This window comes from Streptomyces sp. NPDC025721, from assembly GCF_055558595.1.
In genome coordinates this window covers 162,791-183,974 of record NZ_JBVHMF010000002.1, presented here as the reverse complement: position 1 = coordinate 183,974, position 21,184 = coordinate 162,791, and the positions used below count along the sequence as shown (strand labels likewise).

Here is a 21,184-nt window from a genome sequence, read left to right as displayed (position 1 = left end):
CCGTCCCCGAGGGGGTGATGGTCTAAGGTCTGGACGGTGACGCCAGAAGCCGATGACCGCGCTGCCGAGGAGGCCAGGCCCGCGTTCCCCACCGAGCGCCGACGGGCCCTGGTGGAACTGCTCAGGGAGCGGCGCAGGCTGACCGTCGTGGAGATCTCGGAGCGGTTCCAGGTCACCGCGGAGACGGTGCGCAGGGACCTGGTGGAGCTGGAGCAGACCGGCGCGCTGCGCCGGGTGCACGGCGGCGCGATCCTGCTGGACAACGAGCACGGCATCCCCGGTCTCGCCCAGCGCACCCGGATCATGGCCGAGGAGAAGACGGCGATCGGCGCGGCGGCGCTCGCGCACATGCCGACCGGCGGCGCGGTGCTCATCGACGCGGGCAGCACCACCGGACGGCTCGCCGATCTCTACGCAGGCGGGCCGCAGTTGGTGGTGATGACCAACTCACTGCCCATCGCCGTCACGATGACCGGCAAGCCGGGCGCGGCCGTCTACACGACCGGCGGGCGCGTCCGCAACGACACGCTCGCCGAGGTCGAGATGCTGACGCTGCGGGCGCTGGACGAGGTCAAGGTCGACGTCGCGTTCCTGGGCACCTCGGGGATAACGGTGGACCACGGCTTCTCCACCTCGGACGTCTCCGAGAGCGCCGTCAAGCGGACGATGATGGCCTCCGCCCGGCGGGTCGTGGTGCTGTGCGACCACTCGAAGATCGGCACCGCGCTGTTCTCCCGTTTCGCGCCCGTGGACGGCCCCGACCTGCTGATCACCGACTCGGGGATCAGCGCCACGCAGCTCGCGGAACTGCGTGGCGCCGGCCTTGAGGTGCAGGTGGCCGAGCCGGTCTGACGTCGTCACGGCGTGGCCCGCCGAACCGTTGCCCCCCCTGAGCGTCCCCCCTTAACCGTCTCAACCGTCGTCGCCGTCCTCCACCGCCCGGCCGTCGGACGCGTCGAGCGCGGACGCGAGCAGTTGGGCCAGGTGGACCGCTCCGGCGCCGGCCGCGAGGTCGTCGATCTGGGTGCGGCAGGAGAATCCGTCGGCCAGCACCGGGCCGGTGCGCTCCGCCGTCTCCAGCGCGGGCAGCAGCGCGGTCCGCGCGACGGCCACCGAGACGTCGTAATGGCCGCGCTCCACACCGAAGTTGCCCGCGAGCCCGCAGCAGCCGCCGACCGCCGTGACGTCGGCGCCCGCCGTGCGCAGCAGTTCTTCGTCCGCCCGCCAGCCCATCACCGCCCGCTGGTGGCAGTGCGGTTGGGCGACGGTCCGGACGCCCGACAGGTCCGGGGGGCTCCAGCCGGGCGTACGGCTCAGCAACTCGGCCAGAGTGACGGTGAGATCGGCCACCCGCCGCGCCCTGGGGTCGTCGGGCAGCAGCTCGACGCCGTCCCGGCGCAGCACGGACGTGCACGACGGTTCGAGGCCGACGATGGGCACACCGTCGGCGACGGCCGGCTCAAGTGCCGTGTACGTACGGCGCAGTTGTCGGCGCGCGCCGTCGAGCTGGCCGGTGGAGATCCAGGTCAGTCCGCAGCAGACCTGACGGCCGGTCAACTCGACGGCGTATCCGGCCTGTTCCAGTACGCGAACGGCCGCCGTGCCGACCTCGGGCGAGAACGACTGGGTGAAACTGTCCACCCACAGCAGCACGCGGGGGCGGGACGGGCGCGGGCCTCGGGCGTCGCGGGCGTCGCGGTCGGCGCGGAAGGACGCCCGGAAGGTGTGGCGGGCGAAGCGGGGCAGCCCGCGCCGTCCGTCGATCCCGCCGAGCCGCTTGACCAGCGCGCCGACCCACCGGTTGCCGAGCAGCGCGTTGCTGACACCCGCGAGCCGGGTGGCGAGCCCGGCGGTGCGCGGCAGCCAGCCCAGCGAGTAGTGCGTCACCGGGCGGAGCCTGCGCCGGTAGCGCTGGTGCAGCACCTCCGCCTTGTACGTGGCCATGTCGACGCCCGCCGGGCAGTCGCTCGAACACGCCTTGCACGACAGGCACAGGTCCAGTGCCTCGTGCACCGCCGGGTCGGCCCAGCCGCCGTCCACCAGGTCGCCCCTGATCATCTCCTGGAGCAGCCGGGCCCGGCCGCGGGTGGAGTGCCGCTCCTCCCCCGTCGCGAGGTACGACGGGCACATCGCGCCGCCCGAGGTCGTGAGGTCGGCGCGGCACTTGCCGACCCCGACGCAGCGGTGGACGGCGCGGGTGAGGTCGCCGGAGTCGTGCGGGTAGGCGAACGCGCTGGTGACGACGGGCAGTTGCGGCCGGACCCGCAGGTCGGCGTCGAGCGGCGCCGGGTCGACCAGCACACCGGGGTTGAGCAGGGCGCCGGGGTCCCAGACCGCCTTGACCGCGGCGGCGGCGCCCAGCGCGGCGGGCGAGTACATCCGGGCGAGCAGTTCGCCGCGGGCGCGGCCGTCGCCGTGCTCGCCCGACATCGAGCCGCCGTGCGCGGCCACCAGGTCGGCGGCGTCCTCGAGGAACGCCCGCATCCGGGCCGCGCCGCCCTCGTCCCGCAGACCGAAGTCGAAGCGGCCGTGCACACAGCCGTCGCCGAAGTGCCCGTACAGCAGGCCGTCGTAGTGGTGCTGCCCGAGCAGCGCGTCCAGGTCCCGCAGGTAGGCCCCGAGCCGTTCCGGCGGTACGGCGGCGTCCTCCCAGCCGGGCCAGGCGTCGGCCCCGCCGGGCGTGCGGCCCGCCAGGCCCACCCCGTCGGTACGAATCCGCCACAGCGCGGCGATCCGGCCGGGGTCGGTCACCACCTGGCCGTCCACCGCGCCGGACGCGGCCAGTACGGCGCGGGCCGCGTGCTCCGCCTCCGCGAGGCTCGCGCCGCCGGTCTCCACCAGCAGCCAGCCCGCGCCGCGCGGCAGCGCGGGCACGGCGGCGGCCCCCTTACGGCGGACCACGACCTCGACCAGCCGCCGGTCCATGCCCTCGACGGCCAGCGGGCCCAAGGCCACCAGCGCCGGGGTCGCGTCGGCGGCGGCGGGCATGTCGGGGAAGCCGAGCACCGCGAGCGCGCGGGCCGCGGGCGCGGGCACCAGCCGTACGGTGGCGTCGAGCACCAGCGCCAGGGTGCCTTCCGAGCCGACGAGCGAACTCATCACGTCGAAGCCGCGCTCGGGCAGCAGCGCGTCCAGCGCGTAGCCGGACGCCTGGCGCGGGAAGCGGCCGTACTCGGTCCGCAGGACGGCCAGGTGCGCGTCGGCCGTCTGCCGCAGCCGGGTGTTCAACTCCGCGTCCGACGTGCCGTGCTGATCGGCCGTCACCTGGCGGCCGTCGGCCAGCAGCAGCCGGGCGGACACCACATTGTCACGGGTGTTGCCCCAGGCCACGGCGTGTGCGCCGCAGGCGTTGTTGCCGATCATCCCGCCGATGGTGCAGCGGTCCGCGGTCGACGGGTCGGGTCCGAGCAGCAGGCCGTGCGGCGCGGCCTCGCGCTGGAGGCGGGCCTGGACGGTACCGGCGCCCACGGTCGCGGTACGGCGCTCGGGGTCGATCTCGGCGACCGCGTCGAGCGCGGTGAGGTCGAGGACGACGCCGGGGCCGATCGCGTTGCCCGCGACCGAGGTTCCGGCGCCGCGTGCCACCACGGACAGCCCGAGCCGGTGGCAGTGGGCGACGGTGTCGACGGCGTGCGCCGCCGACTCCGCGCGCACCACGGCGACCGGGGGCACCCGGTAGTTGGACGCGTCGGAGGAGTACAGCGCACGGGTGCCCGCGTCCAACCGCACGCTGGGGCCGAGCAGTTCGCGCAGGCGGCGGGCGCCGCCCGCCGCGTCGCCCGGCCCGTGGGGTGCGTTCGGCTTGTCCATCGCGTTCGTTCCGTTCCTGTCGTCGCTTCCCCGCCGCGTCCGGACGGCGGGGCCACGAGGTCGTCGCCGCGAGGTCGTGTCCCGCCGCCGTCACCACGACGGCGGCGGCACCCCGCGGCCGGCGGGGCGTCGGTACCGGTCCCGCCCACCTCTCCGGCGCCACCCGGCGACCCCGGCACACGGCGGAGTCCCGGTCGGCGGCGAGGTGCCCGCGCCGGTCGTCGGGCGGGCCGTCCTCGTAGTAGACCGCCTCGGCCGGGCAGACCGGCTCCCACGCGCCGCGGTCCACCCGCTCGTCCGAGTGGATGTACGGCGCCCGCGCGCCGTCGCCTGCCCGGTCGGCCGGGCGTTTTCGCCGGTGCGCGCCGTGTCGGGCGCGGGGGCGCACGCGCGTCCGGTCACTCGTCGGCCAGGTCATTCGTTGGCCAGGTCATTCGTCGGCCAGGACATCGGGCCGACCGGCCGCTCCCCCCTTGGTGCGGCCGGTCGGCCTCCCCCCGGGCCCGCGGACGTGGCGGCTTCCCCTCCGCGTCCGCCCGCGGGCCGGTCATGACGCGCTGCCGGGCGCTGACGCCTGGTACACGCTCTTGGTCCAGGTGAAGAAGTCCACGGCGGTCTGTCCCTGCTCGCGGTAGGTGTTGGTGGAGGAGTCGCCGACCCCGCCGAAGGGGACGTTCAGCTCGACCCCGCTGGTCGGCCGGTTCACCTTGATCACTCCGGCCCGCACCTCGGAGCTGAACCGGTGCACGGTGTCCAGGTCGTTGGTGACCACACCGGCCGTCAGGCCGAAGCGGGAGTCGTTGACCAGGTCGATGGCCTGGTCGAGGCCCGTGGCGTCGAGCAGCGCGACCACCGGGCCGAAGACCTCCTCCTGGGCGACGGTGTCGGCGGGCCGCACGCCGGTCAGCACCGTGGGACCGAACAGCAGGCCGTCCGGGTCCGCGCCGCCGACCACGGTCCTGGCCCCCTCGGCCAGGGCCTTGTCCACGTAGCCCAGATCGGTGGCGAGTTGGGCGCCGCTGACCACAGGGCCCATCCGTACGCCGTCGGTCAGTCCGTCGCCGGGCCGGTAGGCCGCGGCCTCCTCCCTCAGGGCGTCGAGGAAGGCGTCCTTGACGCCCGGCAGGCAGATCACCCGGCTGGTCGCGGTGCACGCCTGGCCGGTGAGGCCGAAGCCGCCCGCCGCGACGATGCGCGCGGCCACCGCGGCGTCGGCGTCGTCGCAGACCACGACGGCGTTCTTGCCGCCGAGTTCGAGCTGCACCCGGATGCGGCGCGGCGCGGCGGCGGTGTAGATGCCCGCGCCGACGCCCACCGAGCCGGTGAAGGTGACCGCGTCGATCCGCGGCGACGCGACGAGTTGGGCGCCGATCCGGGCGCCGGAGCCGGTCAGCAGGGTGAACACCCCGTCTGGCAGGCCGGCTTCCTGGAGCACCCTGGCCAGGTGCCAGGCGCCCGCGGGGGCTATCTGGGCGGGTTTGAGCACCACCGCGTTGCCGCTGACCAGGGCGGGCGCGGACTTCCAGGCGGGGATGGCGATCGGGAAGTTCCAGGGGGTGATGACCGCGACCGCGCCCAGCGGTTCGCGTCGGCTGTAGACCAGGTCGGTGCCCGCGGCCGAGGGGTACGTCGTGCCGCCGATTCGCCAGCCCTCGCTGCCGTAGAAGCGCAGGATGTCGGCGGCCCGCGCGACCTCGCCGCGCGCCTCCGCGAGGGTCTTGCCCTCCTCGCGGGTGATGTCCCGGGCGGCCTCGTCCGCGCGGTCGTCGAGGAGCGCGGCGGCCCGCTCCAGAATCCGGCCACGGGCGGGGGCCGGGGTGCGTCCCCAGTCGCGGGCGGCGGCGTGGGCGGCGTCCAGCGCGCGCTCCACGGTGGCGGCGTCGAGGTCCGCGCTGAGGCTGACCCGCTGACCGGGGACGGCCGGATTGTCCCGTACCGCCGTCGGGGCGCCGGTCCATCGCCCGCCCACCAGGGACTGAATCTCCAGGACGTCCATGCTGTCGGTCATCTCCTGTGGTTCTCAAGGCCGTTGGGGCCGTCGGAAGTCGTCGGTGGCGTCGGGTCCTCGGTGGCATCGGATCGTCGGTGGCATCGGGTCCTCGGTGGCCTCGGCGCCGTCAGCTCCTTCGGGTCGTACGGGTCCCCGCGTCACTTCAGCGCGAGGGCGTTGGCGGTGGAGCCCGCCGCGCCGGTGAGGTGGAGCGGGGCCGCGGTGAACAGCCCCTCGTGGACGCCGTCCTGGGCGCAGTCCTCTGCCAGGGCGGCGAGGTCGAACAATTCGCCCACCGCGAGGCCCAGTTCGGCGATCAGCGTGTGGTGCAGGAAGGTCTCGGGCCCGCTCATGTCGAACGGCATGGCCTCCACCGCGGGGCAGTCGGCCGCGACCGCGGACAGCTCCAGGCCACGCAGCCACCGTCTGGTCTCCTGATCGACGGCCAGGCCCGGCGAGGCGAAGAAGCCCTCCGCCGCCAGCGCCTCGCGCGCCGCCCGGTCCAGCCCCTCGTACCAGCGCGTCCAGCCGAAGTGCAGCAACAGGACGTCGCCGGGCCGCGGTTGGGTGCCCTGCGCGGCGAGCGCGGCCGTCACGTCGGCCGCGGTGTAGGCGACCCGGCGGGAGCAGTCGCCGCCGTGCCGCCCATGTCCGACCAGGTCGGCCAGGACGAAGCGGCCCGCGATGCCGCGCCGCGCCCAGTGCTCGATGCCCAGCGGCCCCGCCGCCGCCGCGATGTCGGCGGCCCGGTGGCCGCCGTAATAGGTGCCGTCGGGGCCGCGCACGTGCGCCAGCCCGTCCCACTGCGAGGACCCCTGCGGGTAGAAGGAGTCGAGGCGGTCGTCGAAGCCGTTGCCGAGGTCGATACGGGTGTGGGTGTGGCGGCCCCTGCCGAGGATCGGCGGGTCGGGCAGGGCCAGGTCCCAGTTGAGCGAGAAGACCCGGCCCCGGGTCACCAGCGCGGCAGCGTCCCTGACCCGCTCGGGCGTCTGCCGCGCCACGGCGCCCAGTTCGCCGACGACGGCCTCGGCGGTGCCGGTGGTGCCGGTGGTGCCAGTGAGGGCCGACGTACCGGAAGCCGAGTCGTGCACGGCCGACGTACCCGAAGCCGAGTCGTGCACGGCCGACGCACCGGAAACCCCGGCCGTCGAAGCCGAGGCCGCACCGGATGTCCCGTCCTCCCGGCCCCCGTCGGGCTCCTCGCCCCGCGTGCCGGTCATGACGCGTCCACCGAGATCATGGCCTTCATGGCCACCTTGCCCGCCGCCGCGTCGGCCAGCGCCTTCGGCCCCTCCTCCAGCGCGTAGTGGTCGGAGACCAGGTCGTCGACCTCGACCGCGCCGCTGGAGACCAGCTCGATGGCACGCGGCCAGGTGTGGGCGTAGCGGTGGACGGTGGTGAGGGTGAGTTCGCGGTAGCGGATCAGGGTGGACGACAGCGTGATCGTCGGCGCGGCGGGCACTCCGACCAGTACGGCCCGGCCGCGCGGCCGCAGCCGGGTCATCCCGTCGTCCAGCGCGGTGGGCGCGCCCGAGCACTCCAGGTAGCAGTCGAGGTCGGCGGCCACGTCCTGGAAGGCGGTGCCGGGGTCGGCGCCTACGTGAGCGGTCTCCACGCCGGGCGTGGAGTGCGCGAGCCGGGCCAGTCGGCGCTCGTCGACGTCCGCGACGATCACCCGGCCCGCCTTCTCGGCCAGGGCCACCCGCGCCACCAGGGTGCCGATCGGGCCCGCGCCCGCGATGAGCACCTGCTCGCCGGGGAGTACGGCGGCCCGGCCGACGGCCCATACGGCCACCGACAGCGGTTCGAGCAGGGCCGCCCGCGTGGCGGTCATCGCGGCGGGGACGGCGTGCACCGCGCGGCGCGGCAGCACCACGCGCTCGCGCGCCAGCCCGGCGTGCGGCGGCATCCCGAGGAAGCGCATCCGCGCGCAGAGGTTGTACGTACCGGCCAGGCACTCGCGGCACCGGCCGCACCAGAGGCCGGGTTCGACGGCGACCAGGTCGCCGGGGGCGAGGTCGGTCACCCGGTCACCGGTCTCCAGGACGGTGCCGGACGCCTCGTGGCCGAGCACGTGCGGCCCGGTGAGCCGGAAGGCGCCGATCCGCCCGTGCGCGTAGAAGTGGGTGTCCGAGCCGCAGAGGCCGACCCGCGCGACCGCGACGCGTACGTCGTCGGCGCCGAGCGCTTCCTCGTCGGTCTCGCCGAGCGCCGCGTCATGGGCGCCCCGCAGGGTGAGAGCACGCATCACGCCACCTCCGCGGCATCGCTCGCGTGCGCGAGCGGATCGGCGAGGTCCGGCGGATCGGGTTCGCCGGAGGGTTCGAGGGTCGGTTCGAGGCCGAGGAAGTCCGCGGTCGGCCCGAGTTGGTGGAGGAGCATGTGGACGCCGGGCACGACCGTGCATCCCGCGCGCCGCGCGTGGTCGAGCAGCCGGGTCCTGGCGGGCTTCATGATGATGTCGCTGACGGCCGTGGCGGGGCTGAGCGCGGCGAGGTCGACGGGCAGCGGATCGGCGGCGCGCATGCCGACCGAGGTGGTGTTGACCAGGACGTCGACGTCGGCGACGGAGTCCCGCTCGCGCACCTCGCAGCGCACGGCCGGGTAGTGGCGGCCGACCTGCTCGGCCAGGGCGACGGCGCGGGCGGTGGTCCGGTTGCGGACGGCCAGGTGCGAGACGCCCGCGGCGGCCAGCGCCATGGCGACGGCGCGCGCGCTGCCGCCCGCGCCGAGCAGCAGCACCCGCGCGCCCTCCAGCCGCACCCCGTGCGCGCGCAGCCCCGCGACCAGGCCGGGGCCGTCGTACTGCCCGCCGAGCAGCCGCCCGTCGGGCAGCCTGCGGATGACGTTGCTCGCCCCGGCCCTGACGGCATCCTCGGTGAGGTCGTCGAGCAGCCCGGCGATGTGCTCCTTGTGCGGCATGGTGACCCCGATGCCCGCAAGGTTCTTCCAGGCGCGCGCCGCGGCGACCGCCTGCGCCAGGTCCTCGACCCCGACCTGGTACGGCACCACGGCCGCGTCGATGCCGCGCTGGCGGAAGAAGCGGTTCATCACCTCGGGCGTGCGCACATGGGCCACCGGGTCGGCGAAGTGCGCGTAGATCCGGGTGTGCCCGGTGATGGGGTGGGACGTCATGATGCGGTGAACTCCGTCCAGTCGTCGATCCAGGTGCCGAGGTCGGGGATGAGTCCGCAGGCCAGCGCCGCCATCCGGGCGGCGCCGCAGGCGCCGGCCTCGGCACCGACGGGCAGCCGGACCGAGCCGAGCACCCGGGCGCGGACGGCCCTGATGTAGCCGGACGTGTACCAGCCGCCCGCGGCGATCAGCGCGTTGCCGGGGCCACCGAGCGCGTCGAGCAGGCCGATCGCGTCGCGGCAGCGCCAGGAGGTCAGTTCGACCAGGACGGCCCACGCCTCGGCGTCCGGCAGTCCGTGGAGGGCGGCCACCACGGCGGCCGGGTCGAGCGGGGCCATCGGCCGGGCCGCGCTGCCGAGGGTGACGGCGAATTCGGCCGCGCGGCCGGTCGCGGGCAGGCGGGCCGCGGCCCTGCCGAGCGCGTCGACGTCGGCGAGGGTCCGTTCGGCGCCGAGCCGGTCGTCGAGCAGGGCGCGCAGCAGGCGTCCGGTGCCGAGGACGCCGAAGAGGTAGTCGCGGCCGGGGACGATGTGCGGACCGCGCTCGAATCCGGCGGCCACCGCCCGGGTCAGCGGGCCGGGGTCCTTGGCGGCGGGCCGGGAGCGGATCAGCGCCTCCCCGGTGCCGAGGCTGTCGAAGCAGTCGTCGGGGTGTACGGCCCCAGCGCCGATCGCGCCCGCCAGGTGGTCGTGGCCCGCGACGGTGACGACCGCGCCGCCGACCAGCGGCAGACCGGCCCGCGCGGTGCCGGTGGGCGACCCGGCGGGCAGCAGTTCCGGCATCGCGGCGGGGTCGAGCCCCGCCCGGTCCACGCCGTGCTTCCACCACTCGCGGGCGGTCACGTCCATGAAGCCGCTGCGCGCGGCGAGCGACCACTCGGCGGTGGCCCGGCCGCCCGCCCAATGGGCGGCCCACTCCGGTACGTTCAGCCAGCTCACGGCCTTCCCGGTCGGGCCGGACCTCGTACCGGAAGCGGTGGACGTAACCGTCCGGGGCCCGGCGGACGACGCCGACCGTCCGTCCAGTCGGGGCAGCAGCCACGCCACCTTGACGGCCGAGGCGCGGGTGGTGGGCCGCAGGCCGGTGGTGGCGGTGAAACCGTCGCCCTGTTCGGCGAGGAGAGCGGCCAGTTCGTCCGCCCCGCTGGTGTCGAACCAGGCCACGGCCGGTGCGACGGGTGTGCCGTCGGCGGCGAGCGCGTACCCTGCCTCGGCCATGCCCGCGAAGCCGACGGCGAGCGCGTGGCGGCCGGGCAGGCGGTCGGCGAGCTGCCGGAAGAGGCCGTCCAGCGCGCCGGACAGGTCCTCGTGCCCGAGCACCGTCGTCCCGGCGGCGAGCCGCCACGGGGTGTCGGCCCTGACCACCGCCAGCTCGTGGCCGCGCTCGTCGGTGGCGCACACCTTCACCGTGGTGGTGCCGATGTCCACGCCGACGACGCATGCCGTCCTTGCCATCACAGCCTCCTCAGCCGAAGATGCGGAATCCGCCGCTTTGTCCTGTCTACCGGTCGCGCGCCCGTCCGTACGGCCACGGCACGGTCCGGTCAGCGCGCCGCGCTCGGCACGTCCTCTCCGAGGGAGTACGCGGTGACCAGCCGTCGCAGCCGACCGGCGATCGAGGCGACCACCTGCTCCTCGTCGAGGTCCCCGCGGAGATAGCCGTCGAAGGCGTCGATCCACAGGCTGCGGCCGATGGCGAAGCCGATGTAGCCGTCCACCCCGCGGATCTGCCGCACCCACTCCGCGACCGCGTCCATGTCCGCGCCGCCGCCGAGCAGCACCAGGGAGGTCGGGTAAGGCGCCCCGGCCCGGCAGTGGCCGGCGACCACCGCGTAGTCGGCCTCGGCGGCCAGCGGCTCCAGCTTCCACACGTGCGGCCACACGCCCGCGTCCTGGTACTCCGAGACCGTCCGCAGCAGCAGTTCCGTGTGGTGCGCGCGCTGCCAGCGCTCCTTGTCGCCGCCTTCCGCGGCGAGTTGCGCGTCGGTCGGCGGGACCAGCATCTCCAGCATGAAGGGCCGCCGGTTGGCCTGGCACCAGTCGAGCACCTGGCGGGCGCGGGCGGTCTGCCGGGCCCTGCGCCCGGCGGGCAGTTCGGGGTTGTGCACGATGAGCGCCTTGACCATGTCCGGGCCGAGCGCGTCCAGGCGGGCGGCGAAGTCGTCGCCGCCGGTGAGGACGAACTCGCCGGTGTTGATGTCGAAGACCGAGGACCGGCTCTCCTCGACGGGCAGCACCAAACAGCAACCGGCCTCCCGTACGCGGGGGATGGTCCGTTCGCCGTACTCCTCGTCTATCAGCACCCCGAGGTTGGCCGGGTCGGTGCCGCCTTCGGCGATCGTGCGGACCAGCGCGTCGAAGGCCAGGTCCTTCACCCGGCCGAACGCCTCCCGGCGTTCGGCGGCCGGCACCGCGTCACCGAACAGCCCGCGCATCACCGCCCGGTGGTCCATGGCCAGGACCAGGAGCGGATGGGGGACGTCAGTCATCGTGTGTCCTTTCGAGAGGGGGTGGGGCAGCGGCCGACCGGACGGGCGGGTCATGCCGGACCCCGGCGTTCACCGGTCCTGCGGCGGGCGACGAAGCGCGCGGCGAGGACGGCGACCAGCAGGGCGAGGCCGTTGAAGAGCGGCTGCACCCAGAACGGGACGCCGAGCAGGCTCAAGCCGTTGAAACCGACGGCGAGCAGCAGGATCGCGACGATCACACCGGGCACGTTGTAAAAGCCCGGACGGTAGGTGGTGACGCCCAGGAACGCGGCGGCGTAGGCGGGCAGCAGCAGGTCGGGGCCGAGACTGGGGGTCACGGAACCGGCCTGGCCGAGCTGGAGCACGGCGGCCAGCGAGACCAGCCCGCCGGCGCAGCCGAAGGCGAGGATCTTGTACCGGCCGGTGCGCACACCGGCCAGGAACGCCACGCGCTCGGAGCCGCCGATCGCGTACAGCCGGGCGCCGACCGGGGTGTGCTGGAGCAGGTAGAAGCAGATGACGGCCACGATCGCGACGATCCACACCGCCCAGGCGACCTGCACCGCGTAGCCGCGGCCGAGGGTCTTGGCCAGGCCGGGAACGGTGGTGAGGATGGCGCCGTTGCTGAGCATCAGAGTCATCGCGGAGAGCACGATTCCCATGCCCAGGGTCGCGATGAACGAGTTGATGCCGAACACCACGTTGAGCACACCGTTCCAGGCACCGGCCACCACCCCGCAGCCGGCCATCGCGAGGAACACCGCGGTCACCGGCCAGCCCTGGCCGGTCAGATAGGCTCCGAGCATCGCGCAGAAGCCGAGCAGATAGCCGACCGACAGGTCGAACTCGCCGACGATCAGCGGGAAGAGCACCGCCAGCGTCATCAGCGCGATCACGGACTGGCTGACCAGCAGCGAGGTCCAGTTCTGCCGGGTGGCGAAGTTGGGGGTGGCCATGCTGAACACCACGATCAGCACCACCAGCAGCACGATCTGGGCGTAGCGCTGGATGAGGGCTTCGCCGATCGTACGCAGGAGGCCGGCGCCGTGGGACCGCCCGGCGGTCGGTTGCCGGTCGGCGGCCGGTTGCCGGTCGGCGGTCACGGCGCCCCCGGTCAGCGCGTCGGGCTTCACTGTGTCGAGATCTTCTCTGCTCATCTCGGACCGTCCTCCTGTGGACTCGCCACGATCCTGGCCAGCTTGACGGGGTTGTCGGGGACGGGGATCTCCTGCGCCCCGGCGCCGGGGCGCAGCACCACCATCCGGTCGCAGTACGCGGTGAGCTGCTCGAACTCCGAGGAGAACAGGACCGCGCCCATGCCCTGGTCCACGCGTTTCCTGACCGCTTCGAACATCAGGAGCCGCGCGCCCGGGTCGACGCCGTTGGTCGGTTCGTCGAGCACCAGGACCTTCGGGTCGGTCGACAGCCACTTGCCGAGCAGCACCTTCTGCTGGTTGCCGCCGCTGAGGCTGCCGAGGGAGGCGGAGGGGTCGCGCGGCCGTACGTCGAGTTCGCGGATCACCCGGCCGATCGCCTCGCGCAGCGCCGACCCGCGGTGCCAGAAGCGGCGCAGCGAGGGGAGCGCGATGTTGTCGGCGACGCTCAGGACGGCGACGCCGCCGTGCGAGAGCCGGTCCCTGGGCAGCAGCGCCACGCCCTGCCTGCGGGCGGTGGAAGCGGTCCAGGCGCGGGTGGGTTCGAACCCCCGCAAGCGGACGGTGCCCGAGCGGGGCGGCACGCCGCCCGCGAGGAGATACGGCAGTTCGTCCACGCCGGAGTCGGGCAGGCCGGTGACGCCGACGATCTCGCCCGCGCGGATGTCGAGGTCCAGCGGGTCGAGCCGGTGGCCGGTCAGCCCGCGGACCTCCATCAGAGTCCGGTCCGCGCCGTCCCCGGCCGGCGCCCCCGCGCCGTACGCCTCGCGGGAGCCGGGGGCGGCGGGCTCCTTGCGGTGCCCGGCCCCGGCCGCCTGCTCGGCGGCCAGCCGCTGCTCAGGGAGCATGTACTCGATGATCCGGGCCGCGCTGACCTCGGCGGACGGTCCCTCGTACTGCGTACGACCGGCCGCCAGCACGGTGAGGCGGTCGGCGTACTGGGTGATCTCGCCGATCCGGTGGGTGACCATGAGGACCGCCGTGCCCCGGTCGGCGAGCCTGCGGACCAGGCCGAGGACCTGTTCCGCGTCGTCCTGCCGCAGCGAGGCGGTGACCTCGTCGAGGACGAGGATGCGGCTGCCCTGTCCGGTGGCGACGGCGAGGGACACCATCGCCCGTTCGGCGGGGCCGAGTTCGGCGCAGGTGGTACGGGCGTCGACCGGCACCTCGTGCTCGTCGAGCAGCCGCTGCGCGCGCCGTACCAGCGCCCGGTGGCTGAGCCCGAGGGCGGGGACGCCCTCGAAGCCGCCGAGCAGCGCGACGCAGTCCGCGACCCTGAGCGTGTCGACCAGCGGCGCCTCCTGGTGGACGACGCCGACGCCCGCCGCGCGGGAGTCCATCGGCGACGACCACTCCTGCGGGGCGCCGTCCACCAGCAGGTGGCCGCTGTCCGGGCCGAACACCCCGCTCATGATCTTGATCAGGGTGGACTTGCCCGAGCCGTTCGCCCCGGCCAGCGCGTGCACCGCGCCGGGGACCAGGCCGAGTGAGACGTCCCACAGGGCCTGGGTGGCACCGAAGGTCTTGCACAGCGAGCGCGCCGCCATGACCTCATCGGTTGCCCGGGTGGTCACTTCGTGCCCCAGAGCTTGTGGTACTCGGCGGCGACGTCGAACGGCAGCTTCCACTGGTCGTTGTTGCCGATCATGTTGTCCTTGGTGAGCAGGACCGTGATCGCGCCCTCGTTGGCCGGTTCGACGGCGGGCTGCTTCTGCACGGTGCGGATCATCTGGTCGACGGTCGCGTAGCCGTACAGCGACGGGATCTCGATGACGGTCGCGCCCTGGATGTCGCCCTCGCGGATGAACTGCCGGTTGATCGGGTCGCCGACCGCGCTGACCAGCTTGACCTTGGCGCCGAGACCGGCCTGCCTGATCGCGTTGACCTCCGCCGCGGCGGCGGCGTCGAAGCCGGTGTAGACGTAGGTGGCGTTCGCGTGCTGCTGGAGGGTCGAGACGGTACGGGTGCCCAGGGCGCCCGAGGCGATCTCGTCGGTGGTGAAGTTGACCGGCTTGAGCACCTTGCACGCCGCGCACTTCTTCATCTCGGCGACGAAGGCGTTGTACGTGACCGTGTTGGACAGGTACTCGCTGGTGATGACCGGCTGGACCACGGCGGTGCCCTTGGAGTCGGCGATCACCCAGTCCGCCTGCATCCGGCCGTTGGCGCCGTAGTCGGGTGCCACGTCGAGGTCGAAGTCGATCTGGCCGGGCTCCAGTTCGGGCTTGGGGTTGGGGGAGCCGGTGCCGTTGTTCATCGAGATCACCGGAATCCCGGCCTTCTTGGCTGCCTCCAGGCCCTGCTGGACGAGCTTGGAGTCGATGGAGACCGTGGCGATCACATCGGCCCGGTTGGAGACGGCGTTGAGGATCATGTTGTTCTGGGTACGGGCGTTGGACTGGCCGTCGTAGATCGTGGGCTTCCAGCCGAGGGTCTTCACGATGCCCTTGACCGCTTCGGCGGGGGTGTTGCAGCCGCCGATGGCGACACCGCACGGGATGATCGCGACCTTGATGTCCTTGGGCACGGTGACCGGCTTGTCGGTCGGTCCCGCGAAGGACTCGGGACCCTTCTGCGCGGCCTGCACCGCGGTGACGAACTGGCTGACGTCCTGGCTCTGCCCGGAGTCGGCCGCGCCGCTGTCACCGCCGGAGCCGTCGTTGGAGGGCGCGCACGCGGTGGCGAGCCCGAGCCCGATGCACGCGGCAGCGATGACCGCTGCCCTCGCCCTTGACGTGAGGACTGTGGAAGGCATACCTCGCTCCTTTGCGGTGGTACACGTCGCCGTGGCGGCGGTGTCTGCGGGATCGCTTGTCATGGGATCGGAACCACTTCGATCGCCAGCCCGGAGGACTCCAGGGCCCGCAGCAGTTCCGGTGGGGCGTCGGCGTCGGTGATCAGGAGATCGGGCTGGGAGGTGTCGGCGAACCGGGCGAAGTGGTCCTTGCCGATCTTGCTGCTGTCGCAGAGGACGACGGTCCGCTTGGCGGCGCGGATCATCGCCTCCTTGACCGCGGCCTCGGCCGGGTCGGGGGTGGAGAAGCCGTGCTGGGGCGAGACCCCGTAGGTGCCGATGAAGGCGACGTCGACGTGGACGCGCGCGATGGCGCCGAGCGCGGGGGCGTCGACCTCGGCCAGGGTGTTGGCCCGGACGCGGCCGCCGAGGGTGTGGACGCTGAGTCCTTGTTTGCCCGCGAGCGCGATCGCCGCCTGGAGGCTGTTGGTCATGACGACCAGCGAGGGACCGCCGGGAAATATCTCGGCCATCCGGCCGGTGGTGGTCCCGGCGTCGATGATCACCGCGCCCTCGTCGGGCATGTGCTTGACCGCGGCGTGGGCGATCAGGTCCTTCGCCACCGCCATCAGCCGCCTGCGCGACTGGAGGTCGGGGACGAGGTGCTCACGGTCGAGGAGGATCGCTCCGCCGTGCACCCGCTGGACGAGACCGCGGCGCTCCAGCAGCACCAGATCGCGGCGGATCGTCTCCGACGTCACCTCCAGCCGGTCGGCCGCGGCGACGACTTCGAGCCGCCCGTTGGCCTTGAGCTGGTCGAGCAGCGCTCGCCGACGTTCCTCCGCGAAGTGCGCGGATGTGCCGTTAACGCTCATCGCGGGCCCTTCCGTGCCAACCTCACTTTTGCTTCGTGTGGAATTCATACCTGTATCCACGCAATGCCACAAGAGGCTGCGCGAGGAAGAGTGTCCGAATGAGACATTCCGTGGCCGATGAGCGACCAAGCATGACCATAGAGTGACGAGTTGATCACCTGGAGGAGCGTGAAGCGGGCATTCCCTCCCATAGGCTCCCTATGGAAACGCCACACCCAGCATGGATCTGTGTGGATATTCCAAATCTGCAGAAGCGTCCGGCCCCCCGTGCCGAGGAGGCACGGGGGGCCGGAAGGGGGGCCGGAAAGCGGATCTGCCGGCGGCCGGAAGGCCGGGGCTCGCTCGCGGATCAGCCCGCGATCGGCTGCCGCTCCCGCGCGGAGACCAGCGCGTGCAGCCGGTTGAGGCGCTCGCGGGTGAGGTCGTCGGCCGGGGTGTACGTGGTCAGGCGGGGGCCCTGCTGCGGGCCGAGCCACAGGTGGGTGAAGTCGAAGGAGAGCAGGCCGACTTCGGGGTTCAGATAGCGCTTGATGTGGCCGTCGGGCTGGAGCACCTCGTGCCGTTCCCACATCTCGCGGAAGTCGGGCGAGTTCTGCTGGAGCCGCTTGAGCAGCTCGCGCCAGGCGGGCTCCGCCAGGTGCTGGGCCATCGAGACGCGGAATTTGGCGGCCATCAGCCGGATGCTCTCCTCGCGGTCGACCATCCGCTCGCGCCACAGCGGGTCGGTGAACGACAGCCACATGACGTTGCGGTCCTCGACGGGCAGCGCGTCCAGGTCGCTGACCAGCCTGCCGTAAGTGCGGTTGTACGCGATCACGTCGTACCGGCTGTTGACGACCGCGGCGGGCAGCGGCGCGAGCTGGTCGACCATGGCGAGCAGCGCGGGTGACATGCCGGGGCATTCCAGGTGCGGGTGCGGGTCGGCGGTCCCGGCGAGGGTGAACAGGTGCTTGCGCTCGTTGTGGTCGAGCATCAGGGCGCGCGCGATGGCGTCGGCGACCTGCCCGGAGACCTGGATCTCCCGCGCCTGCTCCAGCCACGTGTACCAGGTGACCCCGACGGCGGCGAGCTGTGCGACCTCCTCGCGGCGCAGTCCGGGCGTCCGGCGCCGACGGCCGGGCGGCAGCCCGACCTGGTCCGGTGAGATCCGCTCCCGGCGGCTGCGCAGAAAGGACGCCAGCTCCTGGCGGCGGCTCTCCGCGGCGGCGGCCTCGGGCACATCGGCCCCGGAGACGTCCAGCGAGACGCTCCCCTGACCCGCGGGGGCGGCGGCCGAGTCCGGCGACACGGTCCCCGTCCCCGCGGGGACGGGGACCGAATCCGGGGAAACGGCGCCCGAATCCGGGGCGACAGTGCCCGGGCCCGGGGTCACGGTGCTCGACGGGAAAGTGCTGGCGTCTGCGGTCATATTCCCAGAGTGCCCGATCCGGCAGCCGGTTGCCAGGTGGTGCGTATACCTGGATAAACGCTCTCTGGTACCACCCTGAGAACGGGTCCAGTGTGGACCATGTGACCGACCGAATGGAACCCACCATGACCTCCCGGGCTCAGGTGCTCCCCCGCGTGACCCGCATCGGGGCGCCCGCCCGGAACTCTTCCGTCCCCACCCGCTCGCACTCCCCCGCCCCGGCCCCCGGCCTGAGCTCCCTCGGCCTGCTGACCGTGCTGCTCGGCGCGGCGCTGCCGATGGTGGACTTCTTCATCGTCAACGTGGCCCTGCCCACCATCGACCGCGACCTGCACGCCGGACCCGCGGTCCTGGAGATGGTCGTCGCGGGCTACGGCGTCGCCTACGCGGTGCTGCTCGTGCTCGGCGGGCGGCTCGGCGACATGTTCGGCCGCCGCAATCTCTTCCTGTGGGGCCTCGGCCTGTTCGCCGTGACCTCGCTGGCCTGCGGTGTCGCCCCCTCCGCCTGGACCCTGGTGGCGGCCCGCGTCGCCCAGGGCGCCGCCTCCGCGCTGCTGCTGCCGCAGGCGCTGGCCACCATCCAGTCCGCGACCTCGGGCGGCGCCCGCGGCAAGGCGCTGAGCTACTACGGCGCGACCGCGGGCATCGCCAGCGTCGTCGGCCAGGTGCTCGGCGGCGTGCTGGTCTCCGCGGACATCGCGGGCAGCGGCTGGCGGGCGATCTTCCTGGTGAACGTGCCGGTGGCGGCCGTCGCGCTGGCGCTGGCGCTGAAGTCGGTGCCGGAGACGCGGTCCGCGCACCCGGCCCGTATCGACAAGCCCGGCACCGCACTGCTCGCGGTCACGCTGATCACCCTGCTGCTGCCGCTCACCGAGGGCCGGGCGGCCGGCTGGCCGCTGTGGTCGTGGGTGCTGCTCGCGGTCTTCCCGCTCGCCGCGGCGGCCTTCGTGGCGGTCGAGCGGCGCGGTGAGCGCGACGGCGGCAATCCGCTGATCCCGCCGTCGCTGCTGCGCGTCCACAGCGTGCGCAGCGGTCTGCTGCTCATCGTGCCCTTCTGCCTCGGCTTCGGCGGCTTCATGTTCGTCGTGGCGGTGGCCATGCAGGACGGGCTGCGCTTCGGGGCGCTGGAGGCGGGGGCCGCGCTGGCCCCGCTGTGCGCCGCCTTCTTCGCCGCCTCGCTGCTCGGTCCGCGGATGGTGGCCCGCTTCGGCCGCCGTGTGGTGACCGCGGGCTCGCTGGTCCAGGGCGTCGGCCTGGTGGCGCTGGCCGCGACCTTCCACTACGGCGGTACGGGTCTGAGCATCGCGGAGCTGGCGCCGAGCATGGCCGTGATCGGCTTCGGCCAGGGCTTCGTCCTGCCGGTGGTGCTCCGGATCGTGCTCAGCGAGGTGCCGGCCGCGCAGGCCGGGGTCGGCAGCGGCGCGATGGCGACCACCCAGCAGTCCAGCCTCGCGCTGGGCGTGGCCACTCTCGGCACCCTGTTCCTGACCCTGTCCGGTTCGATCGGCGTACGGGACGCCCTGGTCTGGGCGCTGGTCGCGCAGCTCGCGGCGGTGGTCGCGACGGTCGCGCTGAGCACCCGGCTGCCGCGCAGAATCGTCTAGCGGCGGGCACACCGGCCCGAACCGGCCCCGGCCCGCGCCCCCCAGAGGACCGGCCCACCGCCCCGGGCCGAGGACGGCCCCCGGGGGCACGGTCGCACGACATGTGGACTGACAGATGTTGATATCTGTCAGTCCACATGTGACGGTGGGAACGCACACCCGTCCCGCCGACGACCCCGAAGGGGACCCCCACCGATGCGCACCCGCACCCTCGGCACCACAGGACCCGTCGTCTCCGCCCTCGGCCTCGGCTGCATGGGCATGTCCGGCGCGTACGGCGCCTCCGACGACGCCGAGTCCGTCGCCACCATCCACGCCGCGCTGGACGCGGGCGTGACCCTGCTCGACACCGGCGACTTCTACGGCATGGGCCTGAACGAACTGCTGATCCGCGACGCCCTGCGGGCCCGCCCCGGCAGCCGCGACCAGGCCGTCATCAGCGTCAAATTCGGCGCGCTGCGCGATGTCGAGGGCGGCTTCGGCGGCTACGACGGCCGCCCGGTCGCGATCCGCAACTTCCTCGCGTACTCCCTGAACCGGCTCGGCACCGACCACATCGACATCTACCGGATCGCCCGCGTCGACCCGGACGTGCCGATCGAGGAGACCGTCGGCGCGATCGCCGAGCTGGTCCAGGCCGGGCACGTCCGGCACATCGGGCTGTCCGAGGTCGGCGCGGAGACGCTGCGCAGGGCCGCCTCCGTCGCCCCGATCGCCGACCTCCAGATCGAGTACAGCCTCTTCTCGCGCGGCATCGAGGACCGGATCCTGCCCACCGCCCGCGATCTCGGCATCGGCGTGACGGCGTACGGCGTGCTCTCGCGCGGGCTGCTCAGCGGCCACTGGACCCGGGGCAGCGGCACGGAGGCGGGCGACTTCCGCAGCTACAACCCGCGCTTTTCCGGGGAGAATCTGGAGCGCAACCTCGGCCTGGTCGAGGCGCTGCGCGAGGTCGCGGACGGCAAGGGCGTCACGGTCGCGCAGGCCGCCATCGCCTGGGTGCTGTCCCGCGGCGACGACATCGTGCCGCTGATCGGCGCCCGCCGCAGGGACCGGCTCACCGAGGCGCTCTCCGCGCTCGACCTGACGCTGGACGCCGCGGACATCGCCGACATCGAGCGGGCCGTCCCGGCCGCGGAGGTCGCGGGCACCCGCTACGACCCCCGGCAGATGACCCATCTGGACAGCGAGCGCTGAGCCGGCGGCGCCCTGCCGCACACTGGACGGCGACGGCCCCGGCGATCACGGCGGCCGTCGCCGTCGCAGAAGCCGTGTCCCGACCCGCCGAAAGGCCGCCTCTCCCATGCCGCCGGAGCCCCTGACCCGTGACCGCGTCCTCGAAGCCACCGAGGACGTGCTGCGCCGCTACGGCCCCGCGAAGGCCACGGTGGTCGATGTGGCGCGGGCGCTCGGGGTCAGCCACGGCAGCGTCTACCGGCACTTCCGCAGCAAGGCGGAGCTGCGCGAGGCGGTCACCCAGAAGTGGCTGGCCGAGGCGCACGCGGCGCTCGCGGACATCGCCGCGGAGGACGGGCCGGCGCCCGAGCGGCTGCCGCGCTGGCTCGCCGAACTCTTCGCGGCCAAGCGGCGCAAGGCCGGGCTCGACCCGGAACTCTTCGCCACCTTCCAGGTGTTGGCGCGCGACAACAGCGGCGCCGTCAGCCGCCACGTGCAGGAGACGATCGGCCAGCTCGCCGGGATCGTCGCGGACGGCGTCAGGCGCGGTGAGTTCGCCCCCTGCGACCGGGCGGCCACCGCCCGCGCCGTCTGGGACGCCACCTGCCGCTTCCACGACCCGGCGCACGCGGCCGAGTGGACCCTGCCGGGCGTCGACGCCGAGTTCACGGCGGTGTGCGAGCTGGTGCTGCGCGGCCTGTGCGCGGACTGACGCACGGGACGACGAGGGCGGGGGGGGGGGGGGGGGGGGGGGGGGGGGGGGGGGGGGGGGGGGGTGCGGGGGGGGGGGGGGGGGGGGGAGGGGGAGGGGGGAGGGGGGGGGAGAGGAAG

Annotated in this window: 16 protein-coding genes; 4 read left to right on the top strand and 12 right to left on the bottom strand. The window is 73.7% G+C overall.

Annotation, left to right across the window (positions count from 1 at the left end):
- Nucleotides 1-36 precede the first annotated feature (36 nt).
- Nucleotides 37-852, top strand: coding sequence for a DeoR/GlpR family DNA-binding transcription regulator (locus ACZ4EF_RS04780; RefSeq protein ID WP_391047428.1), 816 nt, complete (start codon nt 37-39; stop codon nt 850-852).
- 60 nt (nt 853-912) lie between these two features.
- Here ACZ4EF_RS04780 and ACZ4EF_RS04775 read toward each other — a convergent pair whose 3' ends face one another.
- The 12 genes from ACZ4EF_RS04775 to ACZ4EF_RS04720 all read right to left on the bottom strand — a co-directional run bounded on the left by ACZ4EF_RS04775 (nt 913) and on the right by ACZ4EF_RS04720 (nt 17,453).
- Nucleotides 913-3,810, bottom strand: coding sequence for an FAD-binding and (Fe-S)-binding domain-containing protein (locus ACZ4EF_RS04775; RefSeq protein WP_467502782.1), 2,898 nt, complete (start codon nt 3,808-3,810; stop codon nt 913-915).
- A 547-nt stretch (nt 3,811-4,357) separates the two neighbouring features.
- Nucleotides 4,358-5,818 (bottom strand): aldehyde dehydrogenase family protein, encoded by a 1,461-nt coding sequence (locus tag ACZ4EF_RS04770; RefSeq protein ID WP_467502781.1) that lies wholly within the window; start codon nt 5,816-5,818, stop codon nt 4,358-4,360.
- A gap of 140 nt (nt 5,819-5,958) precedes the next feature.
- A complete protein-coding gene (locus tag ACZ4EF_RS04765) occupies nt 5,959-7,020 on the bottom strand; it encodes a cyclase family protein (protein WP_402712292.1) in 1,062 nt (353 codons plus the stop codon).
- A complete protein-coding gene (locus tag ACZ4EF_RS04760) occupies nt 7,017-8,048 on the bottom strand; it encodes an alcohol dehydrogenase catalytic domain-containing protein (protein WP_402712293.1) in 1,032 nt (343 codons plus the stop codon). The genes ACZ4EF_RS04765 and ACZ4EF_RS04760 overlap by 4 nt, the downstream gene beginning before the upstream one ends.
- The gene (locus tag ACZ4EF_RS04755) at nt 8,048-8,935 is read right to left on the bottom strand and encodes a shikimate dehydrogenase family protein (protein WP_467502779.1); all 888 of its coding nucleotides are present in this window, start codon (nt 8,933-8,935) and stop codon (nt 8,048-8,050) included. Before ACZ4EF_RS04755 ends, ACZ4EF_RS04760 begins: the two co-directional genes overlap by 1 nt.
- Nucleotides 8,932-10,389, bottom strand: a complete 1,458-nt coding sequence (locus ACZ4EF_RS04750; RefSeq protein ID WP_391160244.1) for an FGGY family carbohydrate kinase — start codon at nt 10,387-10,389, stop codon at nt 8,932-8,934. Before ACZ4EF_RS04750 ends, ACZ4EF_RS04755 begins: the two co-directional genes overlap by 4 nt.
- 89 nt (nt 10,390-10,478) lie before the next feature.
- Entirely contained in the window at nt 10,479-11,423 is a 945-nt protein-coding gene (locus ACZ4EF_RS04745) for a 2-deoxy-5-keto-D-gluconate 6-phosphate aldolase domain-containing protein (RefSeq protein ID WP_467502777.1), read from the bottom strand.
- 50 nt (nt 11,424-11,473) lie between these two features.
- Nucleotides 11,474-12,559: an ABC transporter permease gene (locus ACZ4EF_RS04740; RefSeq protein ID WP_467502776.1), complete on the bottom strand. Its 1,086-nt coding sequence runs from the start codon at nt 12,557-12,559 to the stop codon at nt 11,474-11,476.
- The gene (locus ACZ4EF_RS04735; RefSeq protein WP_467502774.1) at nt 12,556-14,130 is read right to left on the bottom strand and encodes a sugar ABC transporter ATP-binding protein; all 1,575 of its coding nucleotides are present in this window, start codon (nt 14,128-14,130) and stop codon (nt 12,556-12,558) included. The genes ACZ4EF_RS04740 and ACZ4EF_RS04735 overlap by 4 nt, the downstream gene beginning before the upstream one ends.
- The gene (locus tag ACZ4EF_RS04730; RefSeq protein WP_401853306.1) at nt 14,127-15,311 is read right to left on the bottom strand and encodes a sugar ABC transporter substrate-binding protein; all 1,185 of its coding nucleotides are present in this window, start codon (nt 15,309-15,311) and stop codon (nt 14,127-14,129) included. Before ACZ4EF_RS04730 ends, ACZ4EF_RS04735 begins: the two co-directional genes overlap by 4 nt.
- A 59-nt stretch (nt 15,312-15,370) precedes the next feature.
- A complete protein-coding gene (locus ACZ4EF_RS04725; RefSeq protein WP_467502771.1) occupies nt 15,371-16,165 on the bottom strand; it encodes a DeoR/GlpR family DNA-binding transcription regulator in 795 nt (264 codons plus the stop codon).
- A gap of 349 nt (nt 16,166-16,514) precedes the next feature.
- A complete protein-coding gene (locus tag ACZ4EF_RS04720; protein WP_467502770.1) occupies nt 16,515-17,453 on the bottom strand; it encodes a helix-turn-helix transcriptional regulator in 939 nt (312 codons plus the stop codon).
- Between the two features lie 245 nt (nt 17,454-17,698).
- Between ACZ4EF_RS04720 and ACZ4EF_RS04715 the strand changes: the two genes are divergently transcribed.
- From ACZ4EF_RS04715 to ACZ4EF_RS04705, 3 genes are all read left to right on the top strand, one after another.
- The gene (locus ACZ4EF_RS04715; protein ID WP_391160256.1) at nt 17,699-19,177 is read left to right on the top strand and encodes an MFS transporter; all 1,479 of its coding nucleotides are present in this window, start codon (nt 17,699-17,701) and stop codon (nt 19,175-19,177) included.
- Between the two features lie 195 nt (nt 19,178-19,372).
- Complete coding sequence (locus tag ACZ4EF_RS04710; protein ID WP_391047457.1) at nt 19,373-20,374, top strand: aldo/keto reductase; 1,002 nt, start codon at nt 19,373-19,375, stop codon at nt 20,372-20,374.
- A 106-nt stretch (nt 20,375-20,480) separates the two neighbouring features.
- Nucleotides 20,481-21,065, top strand: a complete 585-nt coding sequence (locus ACZ4EF_RS04705; protein WP_391160258.1) for a TetR/AcrR family transcriptional regulator — start codon at nt 20,481-20,483, stop codon at nt 21,063-21,065.
- Nucleotides 21,066-21,184: the final 119 nt, after the last annotated feature.